Origin of the sequence: Sphingobium sp. MI1205 (assembly GCF_001563285.1) — a bacterium.
GTDB lineage: Bacteria > Pseudomonadota > Alphaproteobacteria > Sphingomonadales > Sphingomonadaceae > Sphingobium.
In genome coordinates, this window is sequence record NZ_CP005188.1 from 872,245 (window position 1) to 893,956 (window position 21,712).

The window sequence follows — 21,712 nt, forward strand, 5'->3', positions numbered from 1 at the left end:
CCCTTGAGGGGAGGGGCCGGGGGTGGGGGCTATCCCGCAGAGCCGGCATTTGGGGCACGCCCCCACCCCAACCCCTCCCCTGAAGAGGAGGGGCTATGCAGGATTCCAATATGACCAACGCCAAACTTGCTTCCCTGATGGCCCGCGGCGCCGACTTCCTTGGCTGTGAGGTCGCTATCCTGTGCGGGGCGATGAGCTGGGTGTCGGAGCGCAATCTGGTGGCGGCCATCTCCAACGCCGGGGGCTTTGGCGTGATCGCCTGCGGGGCGATGACGCCCGAATTGCTCGACAAGGAAATCGCGGCAACTAAGACGCTGACGAGCAAGCCCTTTGGCGTCAACCTGATCACCATGCATCCGCAGCTGTTCGACCTGATCGAGGTGTGCGCGCGGCATGATGTGGGCCATGTGGTGCTGGCGGGCGGATTGCCGCCCAAGGGCAGCATAGAGGCGATCAAGCAGAAGGGCGCGAAGCTGATCTGTTTTGCCCCGGCGCTCAGCCTGGCGAAGAAGCTCGCGCGGTCGGGCGTGGATGCGCTGGTGATCGAGGGCATGGAAGCGGGCGGCCATATCGGCCCGGTTTCAACGAGCGTGCTGGCGCAGGAAATCCTGCCGGAAATGGCGAGCCAGTTGCCGGTGTTCGTCGCGGGTGGCATCGGCCGTGGCGAATTGATCGCGGGCTATCTGGAAATGGGCGCGGCTGGCGTGCAGCTGGGCACGCGTTTCGCCTGCGCGAGCGAGAGCATCGCGCACCCCAATTTCAAGAAGGCGTTTTTCCGCGCGTCGGCGCGCGATGCGATCGCCAGCGTGCAGATTGACCCCCGCTTGCCCGTCATCCCCGTCCGCGCGCTCAAGAATGCCGGCACCGAAGCCTTCACCGCCAAGCAGCGCGAGGTCGCCAACCTGCTCGATAGTGGCGCGGTCGACATGGCTGAGGCGCAGTTGCAGATCGAACATTATTGGGCGGGCGCACTGCGGCGCGCGGTGATCGACGGCGATGTCGAGGGTGGGTCGCTGATGGCCGGGCAATCGGTCGGCATGGTCAGCAAGGAAGAGCCGGTGGCCGACATCATCGCGCAGCTGATGGAAGAGGCGGCTGTCGCGCTGGAGCGTCGCGCGGCCTGAAGCCGATCAACTGCGCGACGAGTTGAATCTCTTTCCCGTTGAGTTGAGTTCGCGATGCATCGCCAGGAACGCGTGGCTTTGCCATGAGTTTTCCAGTCGATGCTGATGACAAGGGATCTGAAGTTGCCGTTGCGTGCCGCTTACCGCCGTTCATGGCAGCTTGGCTGTTTGACAACCCTTGCGCTGGTCGCGGGCTGTTCCACGCCCAAGGCTCCGCCCACGCCGCCGCCGCCCGTCGTGCGGACGGTGAAGCCTCTGCCGCCGATGGGTGCGGTGGAAGAGATGAGCATCCCGGATGTTGACGAAAGCGGGACATATCTGACGCCCAATCGCGGCGTTACCGCCAATACGGCGTTGTGGCATGTGCGCATGGCCCTGAACGTGGCCGCGCTCTCCTGCTACGGGTCGAACGAGATAGCGAAGGTGCAATATAATCGGATATTGCATGTTCATCAGGCGGCGCTGCGGGAAGCCAATGCCGCCGTCGATCGTAACTATACGGCGGCCTATGGCAGCGGGGGACTTCAGTCGCGCGAGCTGCTGAACACCGTTGTCTATAATTTCTTCTCCCTGCCGCCGGTGCAGCCGACCTTCTGCAAAGCCGCGATCGAGGTGGGCGCCAAGGTGCTGGCCATGCCATCGAGCGAACTGCTCACCTATGCGCCGGAGGCGTTGACCGCGCTGGAGGCGCCCTTCCAGGAATTTTACGAAGCCTATGCCGACTATCTGCGACGGTTGGCGGAATGGCAGTCCCGCTTTGGCGGCACGGTGAGGGTGGTGGTGTCGCCTACACCGCTGCCGCCGCCGCCAACGCCGCCCAAGGAAGTGACGGCAGGTTTCGTGCCGCCGCCCGGCAGCGTGCCGATGCCGCGTGCGCGGGAGGAAAGCGGGCAGATGCTCGTGCCCAATCCGCCGCCTGCGATAATGGTGCCGACCTTTCCCCTGACCAAACCGGCCAGCTAGCGGCCTCGTCAGCCCTGCTGCTCGGCCGGAAAGGTCGCGGGAGCCTTGGGAGGGAGGGGGAACAGGCGGACGAACCGGTCCGCCAGCACGCGATCGCCCTCCACCTGCAATGCGCCCGCGACGTCGTCGAACCGCTGCCCGCCATAGATGACTGCGACGAGGGCATTCTGGTCACCGCTGAATATCGTGTCTGCGCCCTGCGCGGATCCCCGGTCGATGGTGAAGTCGCCATCCTTCAGCAGCGCGCGAAATTCCTCCTCGCCGAAGCGGAAGCCGATGCTGGCATCGAGATCGCCGATGCGGCTGCGGTCGATCATGGTGCGCATGGACAGTATGGCCGACCCGCTGCTCATCGGCTGACCCGGCTGCATCGTGGGCGACCGGCAGGCCCAGCGGCCGAGCACCTGGAACAGGATTTCCGACTCGCGGCCCCAGTCCGTCAGCTCATATATCTGGCTGGCTGCGGGGGGTGGCAGGCGGCGACGGATGAGAACGCTGGCGGCCTCAAGCTCCTCAAGCCTTTGGGTCAGCACATTGGCGCTGATTCCGGGCAGGCTGGCGCGCAGATCGGTGAAGCGCTTGGGCCCCAGCATCAATTCCCGCATGATCGGCATCGCCCAGCGATCGCCGACCAGATCCAGCGCATGGGCCACGGCACAGCCATCCAGATAAGCCCGTTTCTTCACACCCGTTTCCTTGGTTATATTTTATAACTTATAAGTTGCATAAGATAAGTTGAAGGTGCACAAAGATCAAGCCGGTGAGTCGCGCATTCCTGTTTCAGAAAGGACGCCCCGCCGATGAAATCCGCAGGAGATATGTGATGCCCGATGCTGCTCCGAAGATGATTTTCGTGAATCTGCCAGTCAGGGACCTGCCTGCCTCGATCGCTTTTTATGAAGCGGTTGGCGCGGTCAGGAATAATGATTTTGCCGATGCCAGTACGCAGATGGTCAGCTTTTCCGATGCCATCCATGTCATGCTGCTGACCCATGAGCGGTTCGGCAGCTTTACGCCGCGCAAGATCCCCGACGCGCACGAAACCGCGCAGGTGCTGCTGGCGCTTAGTGAAGCGAGCCGGGCGGATGTCGATGCGACGGCTGAAAAGGCGTTGGCGGCGGGCGGTACGGAGCCGAACCCGCGCCAGGACCATGGGTTCATGTACGGCCGCAGTTTTGCAGACCTGGATGGCCATATCTGGGAAGTCGCATGGATGGACATGGAAGCGGCCATGGCGACCCATGAAGCGGCTGCATCCTGATCTGCGCCACGCTCGACCTGATTCAAAAGGAGAGAGAAGATGAGCTATATGGACGGTTTCGTGGTCCCCGTGCCCAAGGGGAACAAGCAGGCCTATATCGACGCAGCGGCCTTTGCCGCGCCCATTTTCATAGAACATGGCGCGACCCGCGTGGTCGAATGCTGGGGCGACGACATCCAGAAGGGCAAGGTCAACGACTTTCGCACCAGCGTGATCGCCGAGGATGACGAGGAAGTCGTCTTTTCCTGGATAGAATGGCCGTCGAAAGAGGTGCGTGACGCGGGCATGGGGAAGGTCATGGCCGACGAGCGGATGAAGCCCAAGGAAGGCCACCCCATGCCGTTCAGCGGCCAGCGGATGATCTATGGCGGATTTTCCGTGCTGCTCGACGAACAGGTCTGAAAGGAGGCGGACGATGACCGATCTGACCGGTAAATTCTTCTGGTATGAACTGATGACCAGCGACCCGGAAGGCGCGATCCGTTTCTATGGCGATGTGGTGGGCTGGACCGCCAAGGCTTTCGGAGATGACCTGCAAGGCGACCCCTATCATGTGATTTCCGCAAGCCAGGGCGAAATGGGCGGCATCATGGCCATCCCGGCGGAGGCGAAGGATTGCGGCATGCGGCCCTGGTGGGGCGGTTATGTGGGTTCGGCCGATGTGGATGCGGACGCGAAGCGGTTGAGCGAAGCGGGCGCCAGCGTGAAGCGCCCGCCGGAGGATATTCCGGGCGTCGGGCGCTTTGCCGTGATGAGCGATCCGGGCGGCGCGATTTTCATGCTGCTGAAGGGCGATGGCCCCGGCGAAATGGATGCCGCGTCGCCGATGGCGAACGGCCATGTCGGCTGGCATGAGCTGTACAGCGGCGATTTCGACGCTGACCTTGCCTTTTATACCTCGCAGTTCGGCTGGGGGAAGGGCGAGGCGATGGATATGGGGCCGATGGGCAGCTACCAGCTTTTTTCCATGTCAGGCGCGACGGCGTTCAATGAAATGTCGGGCGGCATGATGGCGCGGCCAAAGGAAATGCCTGTGCCGCTGTGGCTTTTCTATTTCGTGGTGCCCGACATCGATGCAGCGGTTGAAAAGGTGAAGGCAGGCGGCGGCACGGTGCTCAACGGGCCGATGGAAGTGCCGGGCGGCGCGTGGATCATTCAGGGCGCCGATCCGCAGGGCGCGATGTTCGCGCTGGTCGGCATGCGCAACGCCTGAGCGTTGAGGAGAAGGATCATGTCCAAGATTTCCCCCTGTCTGTGGTTCAATGGGCAGGCCGAGGAAGCTGCGCGCTTCTATGTTTCGGTTTTTGGCGGATCGGTGGATTTCGTCAGCCGCTATCCCGAAGATTCGCCCGTTCCCGCTCCCTTCGATGCGGGCGATGTGCTGTTGGTGGAGTTCACCATCTTCGGGCAGGGCTATCAGGCGCTGAATGGCGGGCCGGAATTCGGCTTTACCGAGGCGCTTTCGCTGTCGGTGTCTTGCAAGGATCAGGCGGAGGTCGATCGCTATTTCGACGCCCTGACCGCGGATGGCGGTTCGCCGGGGCCATGTGGCTGGCTGAAGGACAAATATGGCCTGTCCTGGCAGATCGTGCCCGAAGAGGTGATGGAGATGCACCGGAGCGGCAATGGGCCGGGCATACAGCGGATGATGGCGGAGATGATGACCATGCAGAAGCTGGATCTCGCCCGGATGAAGGCGGCATTTGAAGGGGAAACCGTATGAGCGGCGCGCAGTTCGAACTTTCGGTCAGCTGCCACATCGCCGCCCCGCGCGAGATCGCGTGGAAGGTGTGGACGGACCTGAAGGACCAGTGGTTTTGTCCTAAGCCCTGGCGCGCAGAAGTGATCGAGGAGGATCTGCGCCCCGGCGGTCGCAGCGCGGTGCGCATGTTCGGTCCCGATGGCGAGGATACCGGCCCGATGGAGGGCATCATATTGGAGGTCGTGCCGAGCGAGCGGGTCGTATCGACCGATGCCTATGCGTCCGGCTGGATACCGCAGACGCCGTTCATGACGTCGATCTGGAGCTTTGCCGATGAGGGCGAGGGCACCCGCTTCACCGCAACGGCGCGCCACTGGGACGCCGAAGCGATGAAGAAGCATGAGGAAATGGGCTTTCATCCGGGATGGGACCAGATGGCCGAGCAGTTCAGGCAGTTGTGCGAGACTTCGGCCGCGACCGCCTGAACGGGTACTCCATGGACTACTGGATGAGGGGACAAGGAAAGGGCGCCCGGTTCAGCGGACGCCCTTTCCTGAAACCATGTCTGCCGGAAGGGTCAGGCCTTCATCACCTTTTCCACTGCTGACCGGAACTTGGCCATGTCATCGGCCGAACCCACGGTGACGCGCGAAACGGTGGGCCAGATTGCCCAGGCGCGGCCGATCTGCACCTTTTCGGGTGTTGCGAGCATGGCGGCCTGCATCTCCTTGGCGGGTTTTTTCCAGTCCATCATGAACATGTTCGCCTGGCTACCCGGATGGACGACGATGCCCTTCTTCGTCAGCCATGCGATGGTTTCCGCCCGGTTGGCGGCGCATTCATCGCGCCGCGCCTTGATAAGGGCGGACTCGGTATAGACTGCGTTGCCGCAGGCCATGGCGGTGATCGACAGGCCACCAGCGCTGGGTCCGAACAGCATGATGCGCTTCTGCACTTCAGGATCGGCGAAGGTAAGTCCCAGGCGCACCCCCGCCATGCCGAACAGCTTTGAGAAGGTCCGCATGACGATGATGTCCTTGCGGCCGGCCATCAGGCTGACGGCGCTGGGTGCGTCGGAGAAGTGGATATAGGCTTCGTCCACCAGCAGCATCGCGTCGGCAGGCTTGTTGTCCAGCAGCCATTTGATGTCCGCCAGCGGCGTGATCGTGCCGGTCGGATTGTTGGGCGTGCACACATAATAGAGGCCCGCATCGGGATTGGCGGCCAGCATGGCCTTGACGTCGTGCCCCTTGCCGATTGGCTGGGCGGCCTTGGCGATCGGCGCCTTCATATAGTCGGCCGTGCGCCATGCGGATTCAAACGTCGGATCGGCCGTGACCAGCCCCTTGGTAGGCGAGCAATAGGCCGCCACGACGCTGACCAGCGGCCCCCCGGAACCCGGCCACAGCATGACATGCGAATCGGGAATGCCTTCGACCTTGGCGACCGTGGAGACGAGATCGCCTCTATAATTGTCAGGGTCATACCAGTTGCCGAAAGAGGCGGCGCGGGCCGCGGCTTCCACGCCGGAAGGAAAAGGCCCGGTCCAACATTCGTTCGATCCGATACGGACCGCGCCCTTTATCCCGCGCGCAGCCTGCTGCTGCGCGAGAGCGGGCTGGAGAAGCATCGAGTTCACGGCAGCGCCCGCACCCAACAGGGCTGCAATCTTGCCGAGGTTACGGCGGGAATACCCGCGATCCAGCAGGTCTTCTCGGGCGTCCTTTTCCAACATCATGGTCATGTCGTCTGTCCCCTTGTTTCAAGCAATCGCGTGCATTTCCAAGGGGGGAGACGAAGCGGCGCTCTATTTCCGCAATGTGTCCTGCCGCTTTTCGATCATTTTGATGGATTTCCACTTTCATTAACCCTGACTTCCCCTTGGAAAGGAGCCGCGCGATCTGATAGCGCTGTCATATGCCCACGACGCCCGCCGCCGCCGCCCGCCAGATATTGACCCGCTTGCAGGAGGTGATGGCCGCGCGCACGAGCGCGCAGGCGAAGCTGAACAAGGTGGTCGATATCATCGGCCAGGCGCTCTCCAGCGAGGTCTGCTCCATCTATCTGGTGCGCGAGGGCGTGCTGGAGCTGTTCGCGACGCGCGGCCTGAAGCAGGAAGCCGTGCATGTCACCCGCATGGCGAAGGGCGAAGGGCTTGTCGGCCTGATCGCGACCAATGTGGAGACGCTGAACCTCGACGAGGCGGCCGCGCATCCCGACTATAGCTATCGGCCGGAAACGGGCGAGGAATTGTTCCACAGCTTTGCGGGCGTCCCGATCGTACGGCGCGAGCGTGCGATCGGCGTCCTGTGCGTGCAGCATGTTGAGCCGCGCCGTTATGAGGAAGTCGAGATCGAGGCGTTGCAGACGGTCGCGATGGTGCTGTCCGAACTGATCGCCAATGCCGAACTGGCTGACGACGGGCCTGCGGATTCGCGGGTGCATGATACCGGCACGATCATGCTGAACGGCCTGCAACTGGTCATGGGCATGGCGCGGGGGCACGCCGTTTTCCACCAGCCGCGCGTCCATATCGAACATACGGTCGCCGAGGATACCGAGGCCGAACGTCAGCGCGTCATTTCCGCCTTCACCAAGATGCGCGAGCAGATCGACCGTATGACCGGCGCAGTCGAATTCGGCATGGAGGGGGAACATCAGGAGGTTCTCGAAACCTACAAGATGTTCGCCTATGACGAGGGTTGGACGCGGCGGATCAACGAGGCGATCGACAGCGGCCTGACCGCAGAAGCGGCGATCGAGCGGGTGCAGCAGCGCACGCGCATGCGCATGCGGCAGATCGATGATCCGCTATTGTCCGACCGGATGCACGATCTGGAGGATCTGGCGAACCGGTTGTTGCGGATCGTGTCGGGTCAGTTGGGGACGGCGGCGCAGATGGGGTTGCGGCAGGACGCCATCCTGATCGCGCGCAACCTGGGGCCTGCCGAGCTGCTGGAATATGACCGGCGGCGATTGAAGGGCGTGATCCTGGAGGAAGGATCGCTGACCGCGCATGTCACCATCGTCGCGCGGGCGATGGGCGTCCCGGTTCTGGGGCGTGTGCGCGATATCCGCCATCAGGTGAATGAGGGCGACCTGATCCTGATGGACGTCGCCGCCAACAGCCTGCTGATCCGGCCGACGCCCGACATGGACGAGGCGTTCGAGAACAGGCTGCATGTGACGCAGAAGCGTCGCGCCGAATTCGCCGCCATGCGCGACCTGCCGTCCGTGACGCTTGACGGACAGCGTATCGAGCTGATGGTCAATGCCGGGCTGCGCGAAGATGCGCAGGCGCTCGACCTGGTGGGGGCCGACGGCATCGGCCTGTTCCGCACCGAATTCCAGTTCCTGGTGTCGGCCACGCTGCCGCAACGGGAAAAGCAGCAGCGGCTTTACAAGGATGTGCTGGACGCAGCCGGTGACCGCCCCGTCATCTTCCGCACCGTCGATATCGGCGGGGACAAGGCGCTGCCCTACATGCAGCGCGATGAGCAAGAGGAGCTGGAGGACAATCCGGCGATGGGCTGGCGCGCGCTGCGGCTTGCCCTCGACCGCGATGGATTGATGAAGGCGCAGGCCCGCGCGCTGCTGGAGGCGTCGGCGGGCAAGATACTCAACATCATGTTCCCCATGGTGTCCGAACCGTGGGAATATGAACAGGCGCGCGCCCTGGTCGAGCATCAGCGCGAATGGCTGGTTTCGCAGCGCAAGAAGGTGCCGACCGGCGTGCGCTATGGCGCGATGCTGGAAGTGCCCGCGCTGGCCGAAGTGCTGGACCTGTTGCTGCCGCGGCTGGATTTCCTGTCGATCGGCACCAATGACCTGACGCAATTCCTGTTCGCGGCGGATCGCGCGCATCCCAGGCTGGCGGAGCGTTATGACTGGCTCAGCATCGCGATCCTGCGCTTTCTGGACCGGGTGGTGCGGACATGCGAGGCCTATAAGGTGCCGGTGGGCGTATGCGGCGAGATGGGCGGACGCACGCTGGAGGCTATGGCGCTGGTGGGCCTGGGCGTGCGGCGGTTGTCGATCACGCCGGCTTCCGTCGGGCCGGTCAAGGCGATGATCCGCGCCATCGACGCAGCGCAGTTACAGGCGTTGATGCGCGACCTGCTCGACAAGGGGGTGGTCGATGTACGCAGCGTATTGACGCAATGGGCAACCGAGCGGGACATCGAACTGAATTAAACCGGAAAATGGGCAGTGTGCCGCTGCGGCGGCGTTGACAATCCCTGTACCGGAATGAGACAAGACCGGCTTCAAAGATCGCGGAGCAGCATGGCAGAACAACCCGAACTGGAAACCGGCGCGGTGTCGTCGGATGTGCAGTCCAGCACCCCCGGCGCGAAGCTGCGCGTCGCGCGGGAGGCGCAGGGCTTGTCCATACAGGATGTGGCGACCCGCACCCGCATCGCCCAACGCCAGCTGGAAGCGATCGAGCGCGACGATTATTCGGCCCTGCCGGGCATCCCCTATGCCGTGGGTTTTGCCCGTGCCTATGCCCGCTCCATCGGTCTGGACGAGGTGGCCATAGCCGCCGACGTGCGCAACGCTGTCCATAATTCCGATCTGGGCGCCAACCGCTATGAAGCCTTTGAACCTGCAGATCCCGCGCGCGTGCCTTCTCGCGCGCTGGCGTGGACGGCGGCTGCGATCGTCGTCCTGCTGGTTGCGGGGTTCACCATCTGGCGCACGCAGATGCTGACGCCCCCCACGGGGCAGCAGATTGCGGCGGAGCAGGCGCGGCCCGCCGCTGTCGCCAGGCCTGCGCCTGGTGTGGCTCCCGCCGCGCCAGTGGCGCAGACGGTGGTGTTTACGGCGACCGATGATGTCTGGCTGCGTATCTATGACGAAGCGGGCGAGCGCCTGAAGGACGGGCTGATGAAGAAGGGTGAGAGCTTTACCCTGCCCGCCAGCGCCCGCAACCCGATGATCCTGACCGGCCGTCCGCAGGCGCTGGCTGTGACCGTTGGGGGCAAGCCGGTCGCGCCATTGGGTGCGCCCGACCGGACGATTTCAGACGTCCCGGTTTCTGCCGCTGCGCTGCTGGCACGCGCTGCTCCCGCTGCTGCTCCCGCCGCCGCGCCGTCACCCGCTCCCGCCACGAGGCAGGCGCCATCGGTCCAGCCCGTCACTGGAAGCGTCGCGCCCGCCGCCCCGGCGGCAGACCCGGCGCCTGCCGCTCCGCCCGCCGCCCCAGAGTAAAGACACGCCGCCATCGGATGTTGAGCCGCCGCAGGTCACGCTTTACGGCGGCGAATATCGCCTTATGGTTAAGGGGGAGAGATGCGGTCCATGGCCGCATCGTCCGGGGAAATGTTCAAGTCGGGGAAGATCATGCGTTACGCCTTATTTGCGACAACCGCCTTGCTGCTGGGTGCGCCGGGGCTGGTTGCGTTTGCACCGGCAGCCGCAGCCCAGAATGTCGCGCTGGATGTGCGCGTGGACCGGCTGGAAAAGGAAATGCGCGCCGTGCAGCGCAAGGTTTTTCCCGCAGGCGCGCCGTTGCAGGCGGAGATCACGCGTCCGGCGCCCCCAACCGTTGCGCCGGGAACGCCATCATCCTCGCCGGTATCCGACCTGATGGCGCGGGTGGGCGCGCTGGAGTCGCAGCTTGCGTCCATGACCGGACAGGTTGAGGAAAACAGCTTCAAGATCCGGCAGCTGGAAGACGCGTTCAACAAATATAAGGCCGAGGCGCAGAGCCGCGCCGAAGTGGTGGCTCCGCCGCCCGTTCGGCCTGGCGTATCGACTGAACCTGCGGCATCGACGCCCCCGAAGCCCACGCCGGGCACCAACGGCGCGGCCAGCGAGGCGCGCAAGGCGGCGGTTGCCGCGATCGAGCGGCCATCGACGGGCGATGCCGCTGGTGATGCCTATACTTACGGCTTCCGGTTGTGGGACGCCAAATTCTATCCCGAGGCGCAGGCGCAGCTGAAGGCGACGGTCGATAAATTTGGTTCCGCTCCGGTGGCGAGCCGTGCGGCCAACCTGCTTGGTCGCGCCTATCTGGACGATGGCAAGCCTGCGCTCGCGTCGGTCGCTTTCTACGAAAATTATCAGAAGCGGCCCAATGGCGACCGCGCCGCCGACAGCCTGGCATGGCTGGGCGAGGCGTTGATGCAGCTGAAAAAGCCGGCCGATGCGTGCAAGGTTTATGCGGAACTGGAGCAGGTCTATGGCTCCAGCCTGTCGGCTACGCAGCGCAGCATGATGGACAAGGGCCGCGTCAAGGCGAAGTGCAGCTAAAGCAGCATGGCCGCGCCGCCATCGGTTGAGCCGGGTCTCGGCGCGCTGCTGGAGCAGGCCGTCCGGGCATTGGCGGGCGAGCATGGCAAGTTGCGTTTTGGCGTCGCGGTATCCGGCGGGCCTGACAGCATGGCGCTGCTGGATCTGGCCGCCCATGTTTTTCCGGGCCGCGTCGAAGCGGCGACGGTGGATCACGGGCTGAGGCCAGAGGCCGCCGACGAAGCGGCGATGGTTGCGCAATGGTGCCGCGATCACGGCATCCCGCATGAGATACTCTATCCGGCCAGCGCCATGACCGGCAATGTCCAGCGATGGGCGCGGTTGCAGCGTTACGCGGCGCTGGAGGCCTGGCGGACAAGGCGAGGCACCGATTGGCTGTTCACGGCCCACCATGCCGACGACCAGCTGGAAACGGTGCTGATGCGCCTGAATCGTGGCGCAGGCGTCAACGGCCTGGCGGGAATCCGCGCGCGGCAGGGGCATATATTGCGCCCGCTGCTTGGCGCACGGCGGGCGCAACTGCTGGACTATGCGCAGTCGCGGGGGATCCCGTTCGTCAACGATCCTTCCAATACCGATCCGCGCTTCGACCGGGCGATGATTCGCCAGCACCTCGCCAGGGCGGATTGGATCGATCCGCAGGCGAGCGTGCGGAGCGCCGCCGCGCTCGCCGAGTGCGAGGAGGCGCTGAACTGGACCGTAGATGGGCTGGAAGCACTGCATGTTCGCGCGGAAGGCGCTGATTGGGTGTTGGACCGCACGGATTTGCCGCGCGAATTGTTGCGGCGGCTGCTGTTGAGAATGCTGGCCAGGTTCGACCCGGATGCTTCGCCCCGCGGAGACACGCTGGATCGTGCGATTGGTTTGGCGGTGCAGGGGAAAAAGGCCAGCGTTGGGTCCGCGCTGTTGGAAGGCGGCGATGAATGGATGGTGAGTCTCGCGCCGCCCCGGCGCTGAGGCGGGTCATCGCTGTCTGTCGAACGAGCTTTTCAAGGTCGTTACGGAAAAGTTCCACGGACCGGCGCGCAGCAGTCTCGCTCCGTCGAAATGTTGCAGCGCAATGACCTTTCCTTAATAGCGTGCATGCTTATTGAGCCTGCCCTCCAAGCATGGAAAGTGAGTTATGTTCGAATTCGCGGCACTGACCTATGGCGTGCTGGCCAGCGTGGTCCTTTCGGCAGCGCAACGTAACCGGAAATTGGCCCAGCCGCATCCGCCGATGCTGCTTTATGCTGGATATCTGCTATGCGGTGTGTCGGCCGGTGTTGCGGTGATCCTGGCTTATATCGCCCTGTCGCAGTTCGTCGGCGGATGATCCCCGCGAGGGTTTGATCGCCCAGCTTGCGATTTCGCCGGAGCATCCTATCTTGCCAGGTGAAAGAGAGTGATGATGAACGACGAGAAGGACCCGCAGGGTAACCCCTGGATCAAAAGTGCGATGATTTGGGCGGGCGTGATTGTCGCGCTGCTTCTCTTCGTCTCCATGTTCGACAGCCGCACCGCTTCGCAGGCGGGCAGCGGCATTGCCTATTCCGAATTCCGGTCGAAGGTGCAGGAAGGGCAGGTCAAGGACGTCGCCATCGCTCCAGACAAGATCACCGGCACGCTGTCGAGCGGGCAACGGTTCAACACGGTGCCCGTCAATGATCCGGGCCTGACCGGCCTGCTGGACGATTACAACGTCAAATATTCCGGCCAGACCGAGGAGCAGCCCAGCTTCTGGATGATCCTGATCTACCAGTCGCTCCCATTCCTGCTAATCCTGGGCATCGCGTTCTTTGTGTTGCGCCAGATGCAGAAGGGCGGCGGCGCGGGCGGTGCGATGGGCTTTGGCAAGTCCAAGGCCAAGCTGCTGACTGAAAAGCATGGCAAGGTGACATTCGATGACGTCGCCGGGATCGATGAAGCGCGCGAGGAATTGCAGGAAATCGTCGAGTTCCTGAAAGACCCGACCAAGTTCGCGCGGCTGGGCGGCAAGATTCCCAAGGGCGCTTTGCTGGTCGGTTCGCCCGGCACCGGCAAGACGCTGCTGGCTCGTGCGATCGCGGGTGAAGCGGGCGTGCCCTTCTTCACCATTTCGGGTTCGGACTTCGTTGAAATGTTCGTCGGCGTCGGTGCAAGCCGCGTCCGTGACATGTTTGAGCAGGCCAAGAAGAATGCGCCCTGCATCGTCTTTATCGACGAAATCGACGCTGTCGGCCGTCATCGTGGCGCGGGCCTGGGCAACGGCAATGACGAGCGCGAGCAGACGCTGAACCAGCTGCTGGTCGAGATGGACGGCTTTGAAGCGAATGAGGGCATCATCATCGTCGCGGCGACCAATCGCCCCGACGTGCTGGACCCCGCTTTGCTGCGTCCCGGCCGTTTCGACCGTCAGGTCGTGGTACCGCGCCCGGATATCGAAGGTCGCGAGAAGATCCTGGCCGTCCATATGAAGAAGGTGCCGCTGGCGCCGGATGTCAACCCGCGCACCATCGCGCGTGGCACGCCCGGCTTCTCGGGCGCTGACCTTGCCAACCTAGTCAACGAAGCGGCCCTGATGGCGGCTCGTCGTGGCAAGCGTCTGGTCGCCATGGACGAGTTTGAAGCGGCCAAGGACAAGGTGATGATGGGCAGCGAGCGCCGCTCGATGGTCATGACCGACGACGAGAAGAAGATGACCGCCTACCATGAGGCGGGCCATGCCATCGTCGCGGTCCATGAACCGGCGTCCGACCCGATCCACAAGGCGACGATCATCCCGCGCGGCCGTGCGCTGGGCATGGTCATGCGCCTGCCGGAACGCGATAGCTACAGCTATCACCGCGATAAGATGCACGCGAACATGGCCGTCGCCATGGGCGGACGCGTGGCCGAGGAGATTATCTTTGGCTATGACAAGGTGTCATCCGGCGCGTCGGGAGACATCCAGTACGCCACCAAGCTGGCCCGTGACATGGTCACGCAATGGGGCATGTCGGACAAGCTGGGTCCGCTGCAATATGAAGAACAGCAGGGCGAAACCTTCCTCGGCTATTCGCAGAGCCAGCGCGTCCATATGTCGGACGAGACGGCGAAGTTGATCGACAAGGAAATTCGTGGACTGGTGGAGCAGGGCTATGCTCGCGCGCAGGAAGTGCTGAAGGGTCATGAGGACCAGCTGCACCTGCTCGCAAACGCCATGCTGGAATATGAAACGCTGTCCGGCGAGGAGATCAAGACGCTGCTGGAGAAGGGCGAAATCACGCGCGAGGACGGCACGACGATCAAGCCATCCGTCATCCCGACGGCGGGTTCTTCGATCCCCAAGACGCGCAAGCGCAAGGGGCCGTTTGGAGACCCCACGCCTGCCGGGGCGTAACGGTGCGACGATGACTTAGGGAGGGGCGCGGCCAATGGCCGTGCCCCTTTTTCGTCCACGCTCAATAGGTGCCATCAAATCGCAGGCGAGGCGGAATTTGCCGCAGACGGTCGAGGATCGCTTGCATCAGGACAGTGATCTATGCGCTGCCCAACTCGGCGCATCGCGGCCCCGGAAAGCTGATGCTGCCGCGCTGCAATAAAATGCTTCGGGGGTCTGGCCGTTTGGGCACGAAATGGTTACATGGGCCGCCACAAATCCCCGGGGGCTAGTCCGCGGTCCCCCAGCAGAAAGTGGCTTTTTCCATGGATATCCGCCTCGGCCTCACCTTTGACGACGTGCTGTTGCAGCCCGCCGAATCCGATGTGCTGCCCAGCCAGGCGGACACCAGCACCTATGTGACCAAGCAGATCAAGCTCAACATCCCGATCCTGTCGTCCGCCATGGATACGGTGACGGAGGCCGACATGGCGATCGTGATGGCGCAGCTGGGCGGCATCGGCGTGCTTCACCGCAACCTGTCGGTCGAGGAGCAGGCGGACGCGGTGCGCGCGGTCAAGCGGTTTGAGAGCGGCATGGTCGTCAACCCCATCACCATCCTGCCGACCGCCACGCTGGCCGATGCCCAGATGCTGATGCAGCGGCACAGGATCAGCGGTATTCCCGTGGTCGAGCAGAGCGGCAAGCTGGTCGGCATCCTGACCCACCGCGACACCCGCTTCGCCGAAAACCCGTCCCAGCCGGTCAGCGAGCTGATGACCAAGGATAATCTGGCCACGGTCAAGGTCGGCGTCGGTCAGGACGAGGCGCAGCGCCTGCTGCACCAGCGTCGGATTGAAAAGCTGCTGGTGGTTGATGACGCCTATCATTGCGTGGGCCTGATCACCGTCAAGGACATCGAAAAGGCGGTGACTTACCCGCAGGCGACCAAGGATGGTTCGGGTCGCCTGCGTGTCGCTGCGGCGACGACAGTTGGTGACAAGGGACTGGAGCGGAGCGAGGCGCTGATCGACGCCGAATGCGACCTGATCGTCATCGATACCGCGCATGGTCATAGCAAGCAGGTTTCGGTTGCGGTGGAAGCTGTCAAGCGGCTGTCCAACCATGTTCAGGTCGTGGCGGGCAATGTCGCGACCGCGGAGGCGGCCAAGGCGCTGATCGACGCTGGCGCGGATTGCGTGAAGGTCGGCATCGGCCCCGGTTCGATCTGCACCACGCGCGTCGTCGCGGGCGTGGGCGTGCCGCAGCTGACCGCCGTCATGGATGCTGCGGCCGAAGCGGCCAAGCAGGGCGTGCCGGTAATCGCCGATGGCGGCCTGCGTACGTCCGGGGACCTGGCGAAGGCGCTGGCGGCGGGCGCGGGGTGTGTCATGGTCGGATCGCTGCTTGCGGGAACCGCCGAAGCGCCGGGCGAAACCTTCCTGTATCAGGGACGCGCCTATAAGAGCTATCGGGGCATGGGCAGCGTGGGCGCGATGGCGCGCGGATCGGCCGACCGCTATTTCCAGGCAGATATCAAGGACCAGATGAAGCTGGTGCCCGAAGGGATCGAGGGCCAGGTGCCGTTCAAGGGCCCGGCCAAGGATGTCATCCATCAGCTGGTCGGCGGCGTGAAGGCGGCAATGGGCTATACTGGCAGCCGCACGATCAAGGATTTGCAAGAGCGGGCGCGTTTCGTGCAGATCACCAATGCGGGCCTGTCCGAAAGCCATGTGCATGACGTCACCATCACGCGGGAAGCCCCCAATTATCCGACCCGTTAAGAGCCTCGTCGCATGACGCCTGCGGCGCGGGTGCAGGCCGCGATAGAATTGCTCGACGCCATCATCGCTTCGGCGCGTGATGGCGGTCCCGCCGCAGACACGCTGATCGCCCGCTATTTCAAGGAACGGCGCTATGCCGGATCGCGCGATCGCCGGGCGGTCCGCGATCATGTCTATGACGCCGTGCGCCGGGCGGCGGAACGGCCGGAAAGCGGCCGCGCGGCGATGGTCGGCCTTGCGCGTGAACGGGCGGAGATCGCTGCGCTGTTCGACGGGTCGCCGCACGCGCCTGAGCCAATTGCGCCTGATGAACGGGGGGCCGTTTCAGGCGCTGTGCCCGGTTGGCTGGCGCCGCTGCTGGCGGAGCCGGTCGAGCAGGATGGACTGCTGGGCAGGGCGCCGGTCGATTTGCGCGTGAACCGGTTGAAGGCGACGCCGGAGCAGGGCGCGACATTCTTTCCCGAGGCGGTCGCGATCGACGGTTTGCCGGATGCTCTACGCTTGCCGGAAGGTTGGCCGGTCGAGCAGAGTGATGCGTGGAAGCAGGGGCTGGTCGAGGTGCAGGATGCCGGGAGTCAGCTGATCTCGGCGGCCTGCGCGGCTCAGGCGGGCATGACCGTGATCGACCTGTGCGCGGGGGCGGGGGGCAAGACGCTGGCGCTGGCCGCGGCGATGGCGGGCAGCGGACGCCTGATCGCGGCCGATACGATCCGGTCCCGGCTGTCTCGCCTCGCGCCGCGCGCCGAGCGGGCGGGGGCGACTTTTATCGAGACGCTGTTGCTGGACCAGGGGCATGAGGCGCGCGCGCTGGACAGCCTGAAAGGGCGGGCGGATGTGGTGCTGGTCGATGCGCCCTGTTCGGGCACCGGCACCTGGCGGCGCAACCCGGAGGCGCGCTGGCGCATGACGCCCGCCCGGCTCGATCGGCTGGTGCAGGAACAGGCACGTATCCTCGATTTCGCCGCGCCCCTGCTAGCGCCGGGCGGCGCGCTGGTTTACGCTACCTGTGCGCTGACGGATCGGGAGGGAGCAGGGCAGGTGCGGGGGTTCCTGAAACGTCATGACGGATGGACGGCGGAGCCGCTGGGCATCGGACAAGGTCGCGACCATGACGATGGCCGCCTGCTGACACCCGACCATGATGCGACGGACGGTTTCTATTTCGCCCGGCTTGCGCGCACGGCATGAAAGAGGCGATGGACAAGCCCCGCCAAAATGACGACAGTTGGAAAGAATCAACGCCTGAAACATGGCTGGAGTTTTGCATGCGTTTTACCCCTGCTTCGATCGCCCTGGCCGCAGTGCTGACCACCGTGTCGAGCGTCGGCATGACCCAGCGACCGGACACGCAGATTTCGCCGCTGTCGGTCGAATGGCAGCAGGCTGGCGCGGTTGCACGCAAGGCGGGCAATTGGAGCGCGGCCAACGACGCGCTGGAAACGGCGCTGGTGATCGATCCCCGCAATCGTTCCGCTTATGTCGAACTGGCAGAGGTGGCGCGCGCGCAGGGGCTTCAGGGCAAGGCGATCCGCTTTTATCGCGAGGCGCTGCTGCTCGACCCGTCTGATGTGAATGCGCTGGTCGGTCAGGGCGAAGCGATGGTCGAAAAGGGCGCCATCGCAAAGGCCAAGGAAAATCTTTTTCAGGCCCGCAACGCCTGCAAGTCCGATTGTGCGGCAGTTGGCAAGCTGGCGGCGGCGATCGAGAAGGGGCCGCCCGCGACGGTATTGAGCGCCAAGGAAGGCGTGGCGGTGCCGAAGGCTCCGGCGACCGAAACGCCCTGAGGCGGGATTTCAGGACCGCGCAGAGGGGCACAAAGTCTGCCGCTTGTATGTCTTGGCAGGGGATTTTTTCACGCGGAGACGCGGAGATGGCATCGGGACATCGCCGTTGAGCCGTCAGGCAGTTTGGCGGTTGAATTTCAGGTTCGGCCTGGCTTCCTGCGTCTTTCGCATAGCCGGTTAGCAAGCCGCCTTGCGCGTCTGCTGGCCCAGCCCGATCAAGAGCGTCCCAGGACTCGCGCCACTTCCACAAATTCTTCGACGCTGACGGTTTCCGCGCGTCGTTGAGGGTCGATGCCGACAATGTCCAAGGCATCCAGTGCGCCGGGAAGCCCCTTCAGGCTCTGACGCAGCATCTTGCGGCGTTGGCCGAAGGCTGCCGCCGTCAACCGCTCGAGCAGCTTGAGCTGCACATCTGCGGGGGCGGGTTTTGGCGTTATGTGCACCACGGCGGACATCACCTTGGGCGGCGGCGTGAAGGCGCTGCGGTGGACCTTCATGGCGATACGCGCGTCGCTGCGCCATTGGGACAGGACGGCGAGGCGGCCATAATGGTCGCCGCCGGGCTTTGCGACGATGCGTTCGGCCACTTCCATCTGGAACATGAGGGTGAGCGAGGACCACCAGGGCAGCGGATTCCATTCGGTCGAAAGCCAGCCGATCAGCAGGGCGGTGCCGACATTATAAGGCAGGTTGGCGATGATATGGGCGTTTTCGCCAGCTTCGGCATGCGCATCGACCTGCATGGCGTCGCCGGAAATGACGCGCAACTGATGCGGAAATGCTTCCGACAGTTCTGCCAAAGCAGGAAGGCAGCGATGATCCCGCTCGACCGCGACAAGTCGCGCGCCCGCCCGCAGGATCGCGCGGGTGAGGCCGCCGGGGCCAGGCCCGACCTCAAAAGCGGGCTGGTCCTTGAGGGTGCCGGGAATCGCGGCGATGCGGTCGAGCAATTGCTCGTCGAGCAGGAAATTCTGCCCCAGCGCTTTGCTCGCCTGCAAGCCGTGTGCCGCGATGACTTCCCGCAGCGGTGGCAGCACTGGCCGTGCCTCAGGCGCCATGCGCCATCCGTGACCGGGCGGCTTCGGCAGCCATTTTGAGTGCGGCCATCATCGCGCCGGGATTGGCGCTGTCGGTGCCTGCTATTCCGAAGGCGGTGCCATGGTCGGGTGAGGTGCGGACGATCGGCAGGCCAAGCGTGATATTCACCCCTTCGTCGAAATGCAGCGTCTTTAGCGGGATGAGCGCCTGATCATGATACATGCACAGCACCGCATCATAGGTTTCACGGGCGCGCGCATGAAACAGGCCATCAGCGGATAGTGGGCCGACAATGTCCATGCCATCTTCGCGCAGCGACTTGATTGCCGGGCCGATGATGTCGATTTCCTCGCGGCCGAGCGCCCCGCCTTCACCGGCATGCGGATTAAGTCCGGCGACGACGATCCGCGGCCTGGCGACACCGAAATTGCGTTGCAGCCCCTTGACCGTGGTGATCGCCCGCGCCCGGATCAGGTCGATGGTCAGAGCCGAGGACACATCCGCAAGCGGAATGTGGATGGTGACCGGCACGACCTTGAGCGTGGGGCCGGCGAGCATCATCACGGCATTGTGCGCCGCTACGCCGCATCGCTCCGCCACGAATTCCGTTTGACCGGGATGGGTGAAGCCGACGCCGTAAAGCTGTTCCTTGCCGACCGGGGCCGTTACGATCCCGGCCGCCGATCCGGTCCGGGCGACGCCGACCGCCGCTTCCAGCGCCTGAAATGCGGTGCGCGCGCCATCGAGGCTGGGGGCGCCCGGAATGATTTCTCCGGCCTCGGCAACCTGCAGGCAGGGGAGGGCGCTATCGAACACCGCTCCTGCTTCCTCGGGTGTTGTGATGAGGGTGACCGGGCCTTGCCAGACGCGGCGCAGCGAAGCCGCGTCCCCGACCGCGAAGAAAGCGGGCAGGCCGCGCGCCTCCCGCATCGCCCAGCTCTTCGCGACGATTTCCGGGCCTATCCCCGCCGGATCGCCGAGCGAAACCGCGAAGGGCGGCAGCTCCGGGCGAGCCGAGCCGGGATCAGTTATAGTCGATGACGGCATCGCGGCGAAGGTCACGCAAATAGATGCGCGCGCGCTTGTTGACCCGTTCTTCTTCCAGCTGAGCCATGATCTGATCAGCATTGGGAGCCGCAGCCCCCCCGGCTTCGTCACGGCCGCAGACGACCAGAACGCGCACGCCATCATTGATCGATCCGAAGGGCGGCGTGGCCTCACCAACCTGCAGCCCAAGCAGGATGTCCTGCAACTGCGGCGGCAGGTCGCGAATCTTCACATTATCGTTATCCACGACGTCGGCGCCGATCTTGCCGCCCAGTTCATTGGCCTGGCCGCAGCCCTTGATCGATTTGATCTGCGCGGCGAAAGCCGCCGCCCTGGCGCTGGCCTGTTCCTTGGTCGTGCCGGCCGGGAAGCTGACTGACAGCTGTTTGAGGCTGAGCAGCGCGTCGCGCGGATCGGCGGTCAGCACCTTGCGCTTGTCCATGACGTAGATGACCGACATGCCGCCTGGCACGGGAATGGGGCCTGCGAGCTGCCCAACCTGCATTTCGTTTGCGGCCTGCGCGAGTTCGTCTGGCAACTGGGCGGGGCGAACCCAGCCCAGATCGCCGCCGACTGCTGCGGTGGATGCTTCCGAAAACTGCCGTGCATAGGCGGCGAAGCTGCCGCCCTGTTTGATCTGGTCGATGATGTTGCGCGCGTTGGTGGCGATCTGAGCCTGATTTTCGGGGGTCGCCGACAGGTAGATCTCACCGATGCGGTATTCGTCGCTGCCCTTGGCCGCGTTCATGCGGTCGACCACCGACTTCACCTCGTCGGCGGATACGTTCACGAACGGCTGGATATTGCGGCGGAGCAGGCGGCTCCAGGCGAGTTCGCCCTCGATCTGGCGCCGGATGCTGGCAGGCGCGCTGCCCTGCGCGCGAAGATATTGGTCGAATTGGGCGGGCGACTGGCGGAAATTCGCCGCAACCCGTTCATAGCTCTGGTCGATCTCCGCCTTGTCGATCTTGATGTCGTTGGCGGCGGCCTCCTGAATCTGGAGTGTTTCGTCGATCAGGTTGCGCAGCACCTGGACGCGCAGCCGATCCTTCTCCTCCGCCGCCACATTGCCGCCATTGGCGGCAATGATCAGTGCCAGGCGCTGATCGACGTCAGTACCCGTGATGATACGGCCATTGACGATCGCGGTCGCCCTGCGGACGTTGGGATCGGCTTTGCCGAACACGGTCACATCCTTTGGCAGGTTCAACTGCTGCGTCGCGACATTGTCATCGTCACCGACGGTCTGCGCGGTGGCATGGCTGAAGCTCGACCCCAGCAGGATCGAGGACAGAAGCAGGGCGCGCACGCTGGTCCGGAAGGACTGGCCAAGGCGGGAAGACGGGGAAACGACAGGCTGCATCGTCGGCAAAACTCTCCAATACGGTCCGGCGCCTGATGCGCCGATCCGCCTTAACCGGTCCTGAGCGGAATG

Annotated in this window: 21 protein-coding genes; 16 read left to right on the plus strand and 5 right to left on the minus strand. The window is 64.1% G+C overall.

The features are described from left to right. Positions 1–110: 110 nt before the first annotated feature. Together K663_RS04140 and K663_RS04145 are read left to right on the plus strand one after the other, a co-directional pair. A complete protein-coding gene (locus tag K663_RS04140) occupies positions 111–1,124 on the plus strand; it encodes an NAD(P)H-dependent flavin oxidoreductase (protein ID WP_062114436.1) in 1,014 nt (337 codons plus the stop codon). 105 nt (positions 1,125–1,229) lie between these two features. Further along, positions 1,230–2,087, plus strand: coding sequence for a hypothetical protein (locus tag K663_RS04145; protein ID WP_235589556.1), 858 nt, complete (start codon positions 1,230–1,232; stop codon positions 2,085–2,087). A gap of 8 nt (positions 2,088–2,095) precedes the next feature. Here the strand turns inward: K663_RS04145 and K663_RS04150 are convergent, their stop codons facing one another. Further along, entirely contained in the window at positions 2,096–2,773 is a 678-nt protein-coding gene (locus K663_RS04150; RefSeq protein ID WP_235589516.1) for a winged helix-turn-helix transcriptional regulator, read from the minus strand. A 137-nt stretch (positions 2,774–2,910) separates the two neighbouring features. Here K663_RS04150 and K663_RS04155 point away from each other — a divergent pair, with 137 nt between their 5' ends. Genes K663_RS04155 through K663_RS04175 form a run of 5 tightly spaced genes read left to right on the plus strand, consistent with a single transcriptional unit; the run spans position 2,911 to position 5,535 of the window. Further along, positions 2,911–3,348, plus strand: a complete 438-nt coding sequence (locus K663_RS04155; protein ID WP_062114440.1) for a VOC family protein — start codon at positions 2,911–2,913, stop codon at positions 3,346–3,348. Positions 3,349–3,387: 39 nt separating this feature from the next. Then, positions 3,388–3,750 carry a DUF1428 domain-containing protein gene (locus tag K663_RS04160; RefSeq protein ID WP_062114442.1) on the plus strand — a complete coding sequence of 121 codons (363 nt, stop codon included), beginning with the start codon at positions 3,388–3,390 and terminating at the stop codon, positions 3,748–3,750. 13 nt (positions 3,751–3,763) lie between these two features. Then, positions 3,764–4,561 carry a VOC family protein gene (locus K663_RS04165; RefSeq protein ID WP_062114446.1) on the plus strand — a complete coding sequence of 266 codons (798 nt, stop codon included), beginning with the start codon at positions 3,764–3,766 and terminating at the stop codon, positions 4,559–4,561. 18 nt (positions 4,562–4,579) lie between these two features. Continuing rightward, positions 4,580–5,071, plus strand: coding sequence for a VOC family protein (locus K663_RS04170; protein ID WP_062114448.1), 492 nt, complete (start codon positions 4,580–4,582; stop codon positions 5,069–5,071). Continuing rightward, positions 5,068–5,535, plus strand: a complete 468-nt coding sequence (locus tag K663_RS04175) for an SRPBCC domain-containing protein (protein ID WP_062114451.1) — start codon at positions 5,068–5,070, stop codon at positions 5,533–5,535. The genes K663_RS04170 and K663_RS04175 overlap by 4 nt, the downstream gene beginning before the upstream one ends. A gap of 92 nt (positions 5,536–5,627) precedes the next feature. Here the strand turns inward: K663_RS04175 and K663_RS04180 are convergent, their stop codons facing one another. Continuing rightward, positions 5,628–6,794: a pyridoxal phosphate-dependent aminotransferase gene (locus K663_RS04180; RefSeq protein WP_062114454.1), complete on the minus strand. Its 1,167-nt coding sequence runs from the start codon at positions 6,792–6,794 to the stop codon at positions 5,628–5,630. A gap of 173 nt (positions 6,795–6,967) precedes the next feature. Between K663_RS04180 and ptsP the strand changes: the two genes are divergently transcribed. From ptsP to K663_RS04225, 9 genes are all read left to right on the plus strand, one after another. Beyond that, positions 6,968–9,244 (plus strand): phosphoenolpyruvate--protein phosphotransferase, encoded by a 2,277-nt coding sequence (gene ptsP, locus K663_RS04185; RefSeq protein WP_062114457.1) that lies wholly within the window; start codon positions 6,968–6,970, stop codon positions 9,242–9,244. 90 nt (positions 9,245–9,334) lie between these two features. Continuing rightward, the gene (locus K663_RS04190) at positions 9,335–10,261 is read left to right on the plus strand and encodes a helix-turn-helix domain-containing protein (protein WP_062114460.1); all 927 of its coding nucleotides are present in this window, start codon (positions 9,335–9,337) and stop codon (positions 10,259–10,261) included. Positions 10,262–10,393: 132 nt separating this feature from the next. Then, a complete protein-coding gene (locus tag K663_RS04195) occupies positions 10,394–11,305 on the plus strand; it encodes a tetratricopeptide repeat protein (protein WP_062120295.1) in 912 nt (303 codons plus the stop codon). A gap of 6 nt (positions 11,306–11,311) precedes the next feature. Next, entirely contained in the window at positions 11,312–12,262 is a 951-nt protein-coding gene (gene tilS / locus K663_RS04200) for a tRNA lysidine(34) synthetase TilS (protein ID WP_062114463.1), read from the plus strand. Between the two features lie 166 nt (positions 12,263–12,428). Further along, entirely contained in the window at positions 12,429–12,620 is a 192-nt protein-coding gene (locus tag K663_RS04205; protein WP_062114466.1) for a hypothetical protein, read from the plus strand. A gap of 75 nt (positions 12,621–12,695) precedes the next feature. Then, positions 12,696–14,645: an ATP-dependent zinc metalloprotease FtsH gene (gene ftsH / locus K663_RS04210; RefSeq protein ID WP_062120298.1), complete on the plus strand. Its 1,950-nt coding sequence runs from the start codon at positions 12,696–12,698 to the stop codon at positions 14,643–14,645. A gap of 305 nt (positions 14,646–14,950) precedes the next feature. After that, positions 14,951–16,408 carry an IMP dehydrogenase gene (gene guaB, locus K663_RS04215; protein ID WP_062114470.1) on the plus strand — a complete coding sequence of 486 codons (1,458 nt, stop codon included), beginning with the start codon at positions 14,951–14,953 and terminating at the stop codon, positions 16,406–16,408. Between the two features lie 12 nt (positions 16,409–16,420). Beyond that, the gene (locus K663_RS04220) at positions 16,421–17,596 is read left to right on the plus strand and encodes an RsmB/NOP family class I SAM-dependent RNA methyltransferase (RefSeq protein WP_062114473.1); all 1,176 of its coding nucleotides are present in this window, start codon (positions 16,421–16,423) and stop codon (positions 17,594–17,596) included. Between the two features lie 77 nt (positions 17,597–17,673). After that, entirely contained in the window at positions 17,674–18,192 is a 519-nt protein-coding gene (locus tag K663_RS04225) for a tetratricopeptide repeat protein (RefSeq protein ID WP_062120301.1), read from the plus strand. 215 nt (positions 18,193–18,407) lie between these two features. Here K663_RS04225 and rsmA read toward each other — a convergent pair whose 3' ends face one another. The 3 genes from rsmA to K663_RS04240 are packed head-to-tail and all read right to left on the minus strand — an operon-like array spanning position 18,408 to position 21,640. After that, positions 18,408–19,250 (minus strand): 16S rRNA (adenine(1518)-N(6)/adenine(1519)-N(6))-dimethyltransferase RsmA, encoded by an 843-nt coding sequence (rsmA, locus tag K663_RS04230; RefSeq protein WP_062114476.1) that lies wholly within the window; start codon positions 19,248–19,250, stop codon positions 18,408–18,410. Continuing rightward, positions 19,240–20,277 (minus strand): 4-hydroxythreonine-4-phosphate dehydrogenase PdxA, encoded by a 1,038-nt coding sequence (gene pdxA / locus K663_RS04235; RefSeq protein WP_062120305.1) that lies wholly within the window; start codon positions 20,275–20,277, stop codon positions 19,240–19,242. Before pdxA ends, rsmA begins: the two co-directional genes overlap by 11 nt. Further along, positions 20,255–21,640, minus strand: a complete 1,386-nt coding sequence (locus tag K663_RS04240) for a peptidylprolyl isomerase (protein WP_062114479.1) — start codon at positions 21,638–21,640, stop codon at positions 20,255–20,257. Before K663_RS04240 ends, pdxA begins: the two co-directional genes overlap by 23 nt. Positions 21,641–21,712: the final 72 nt, after the last annotated feature.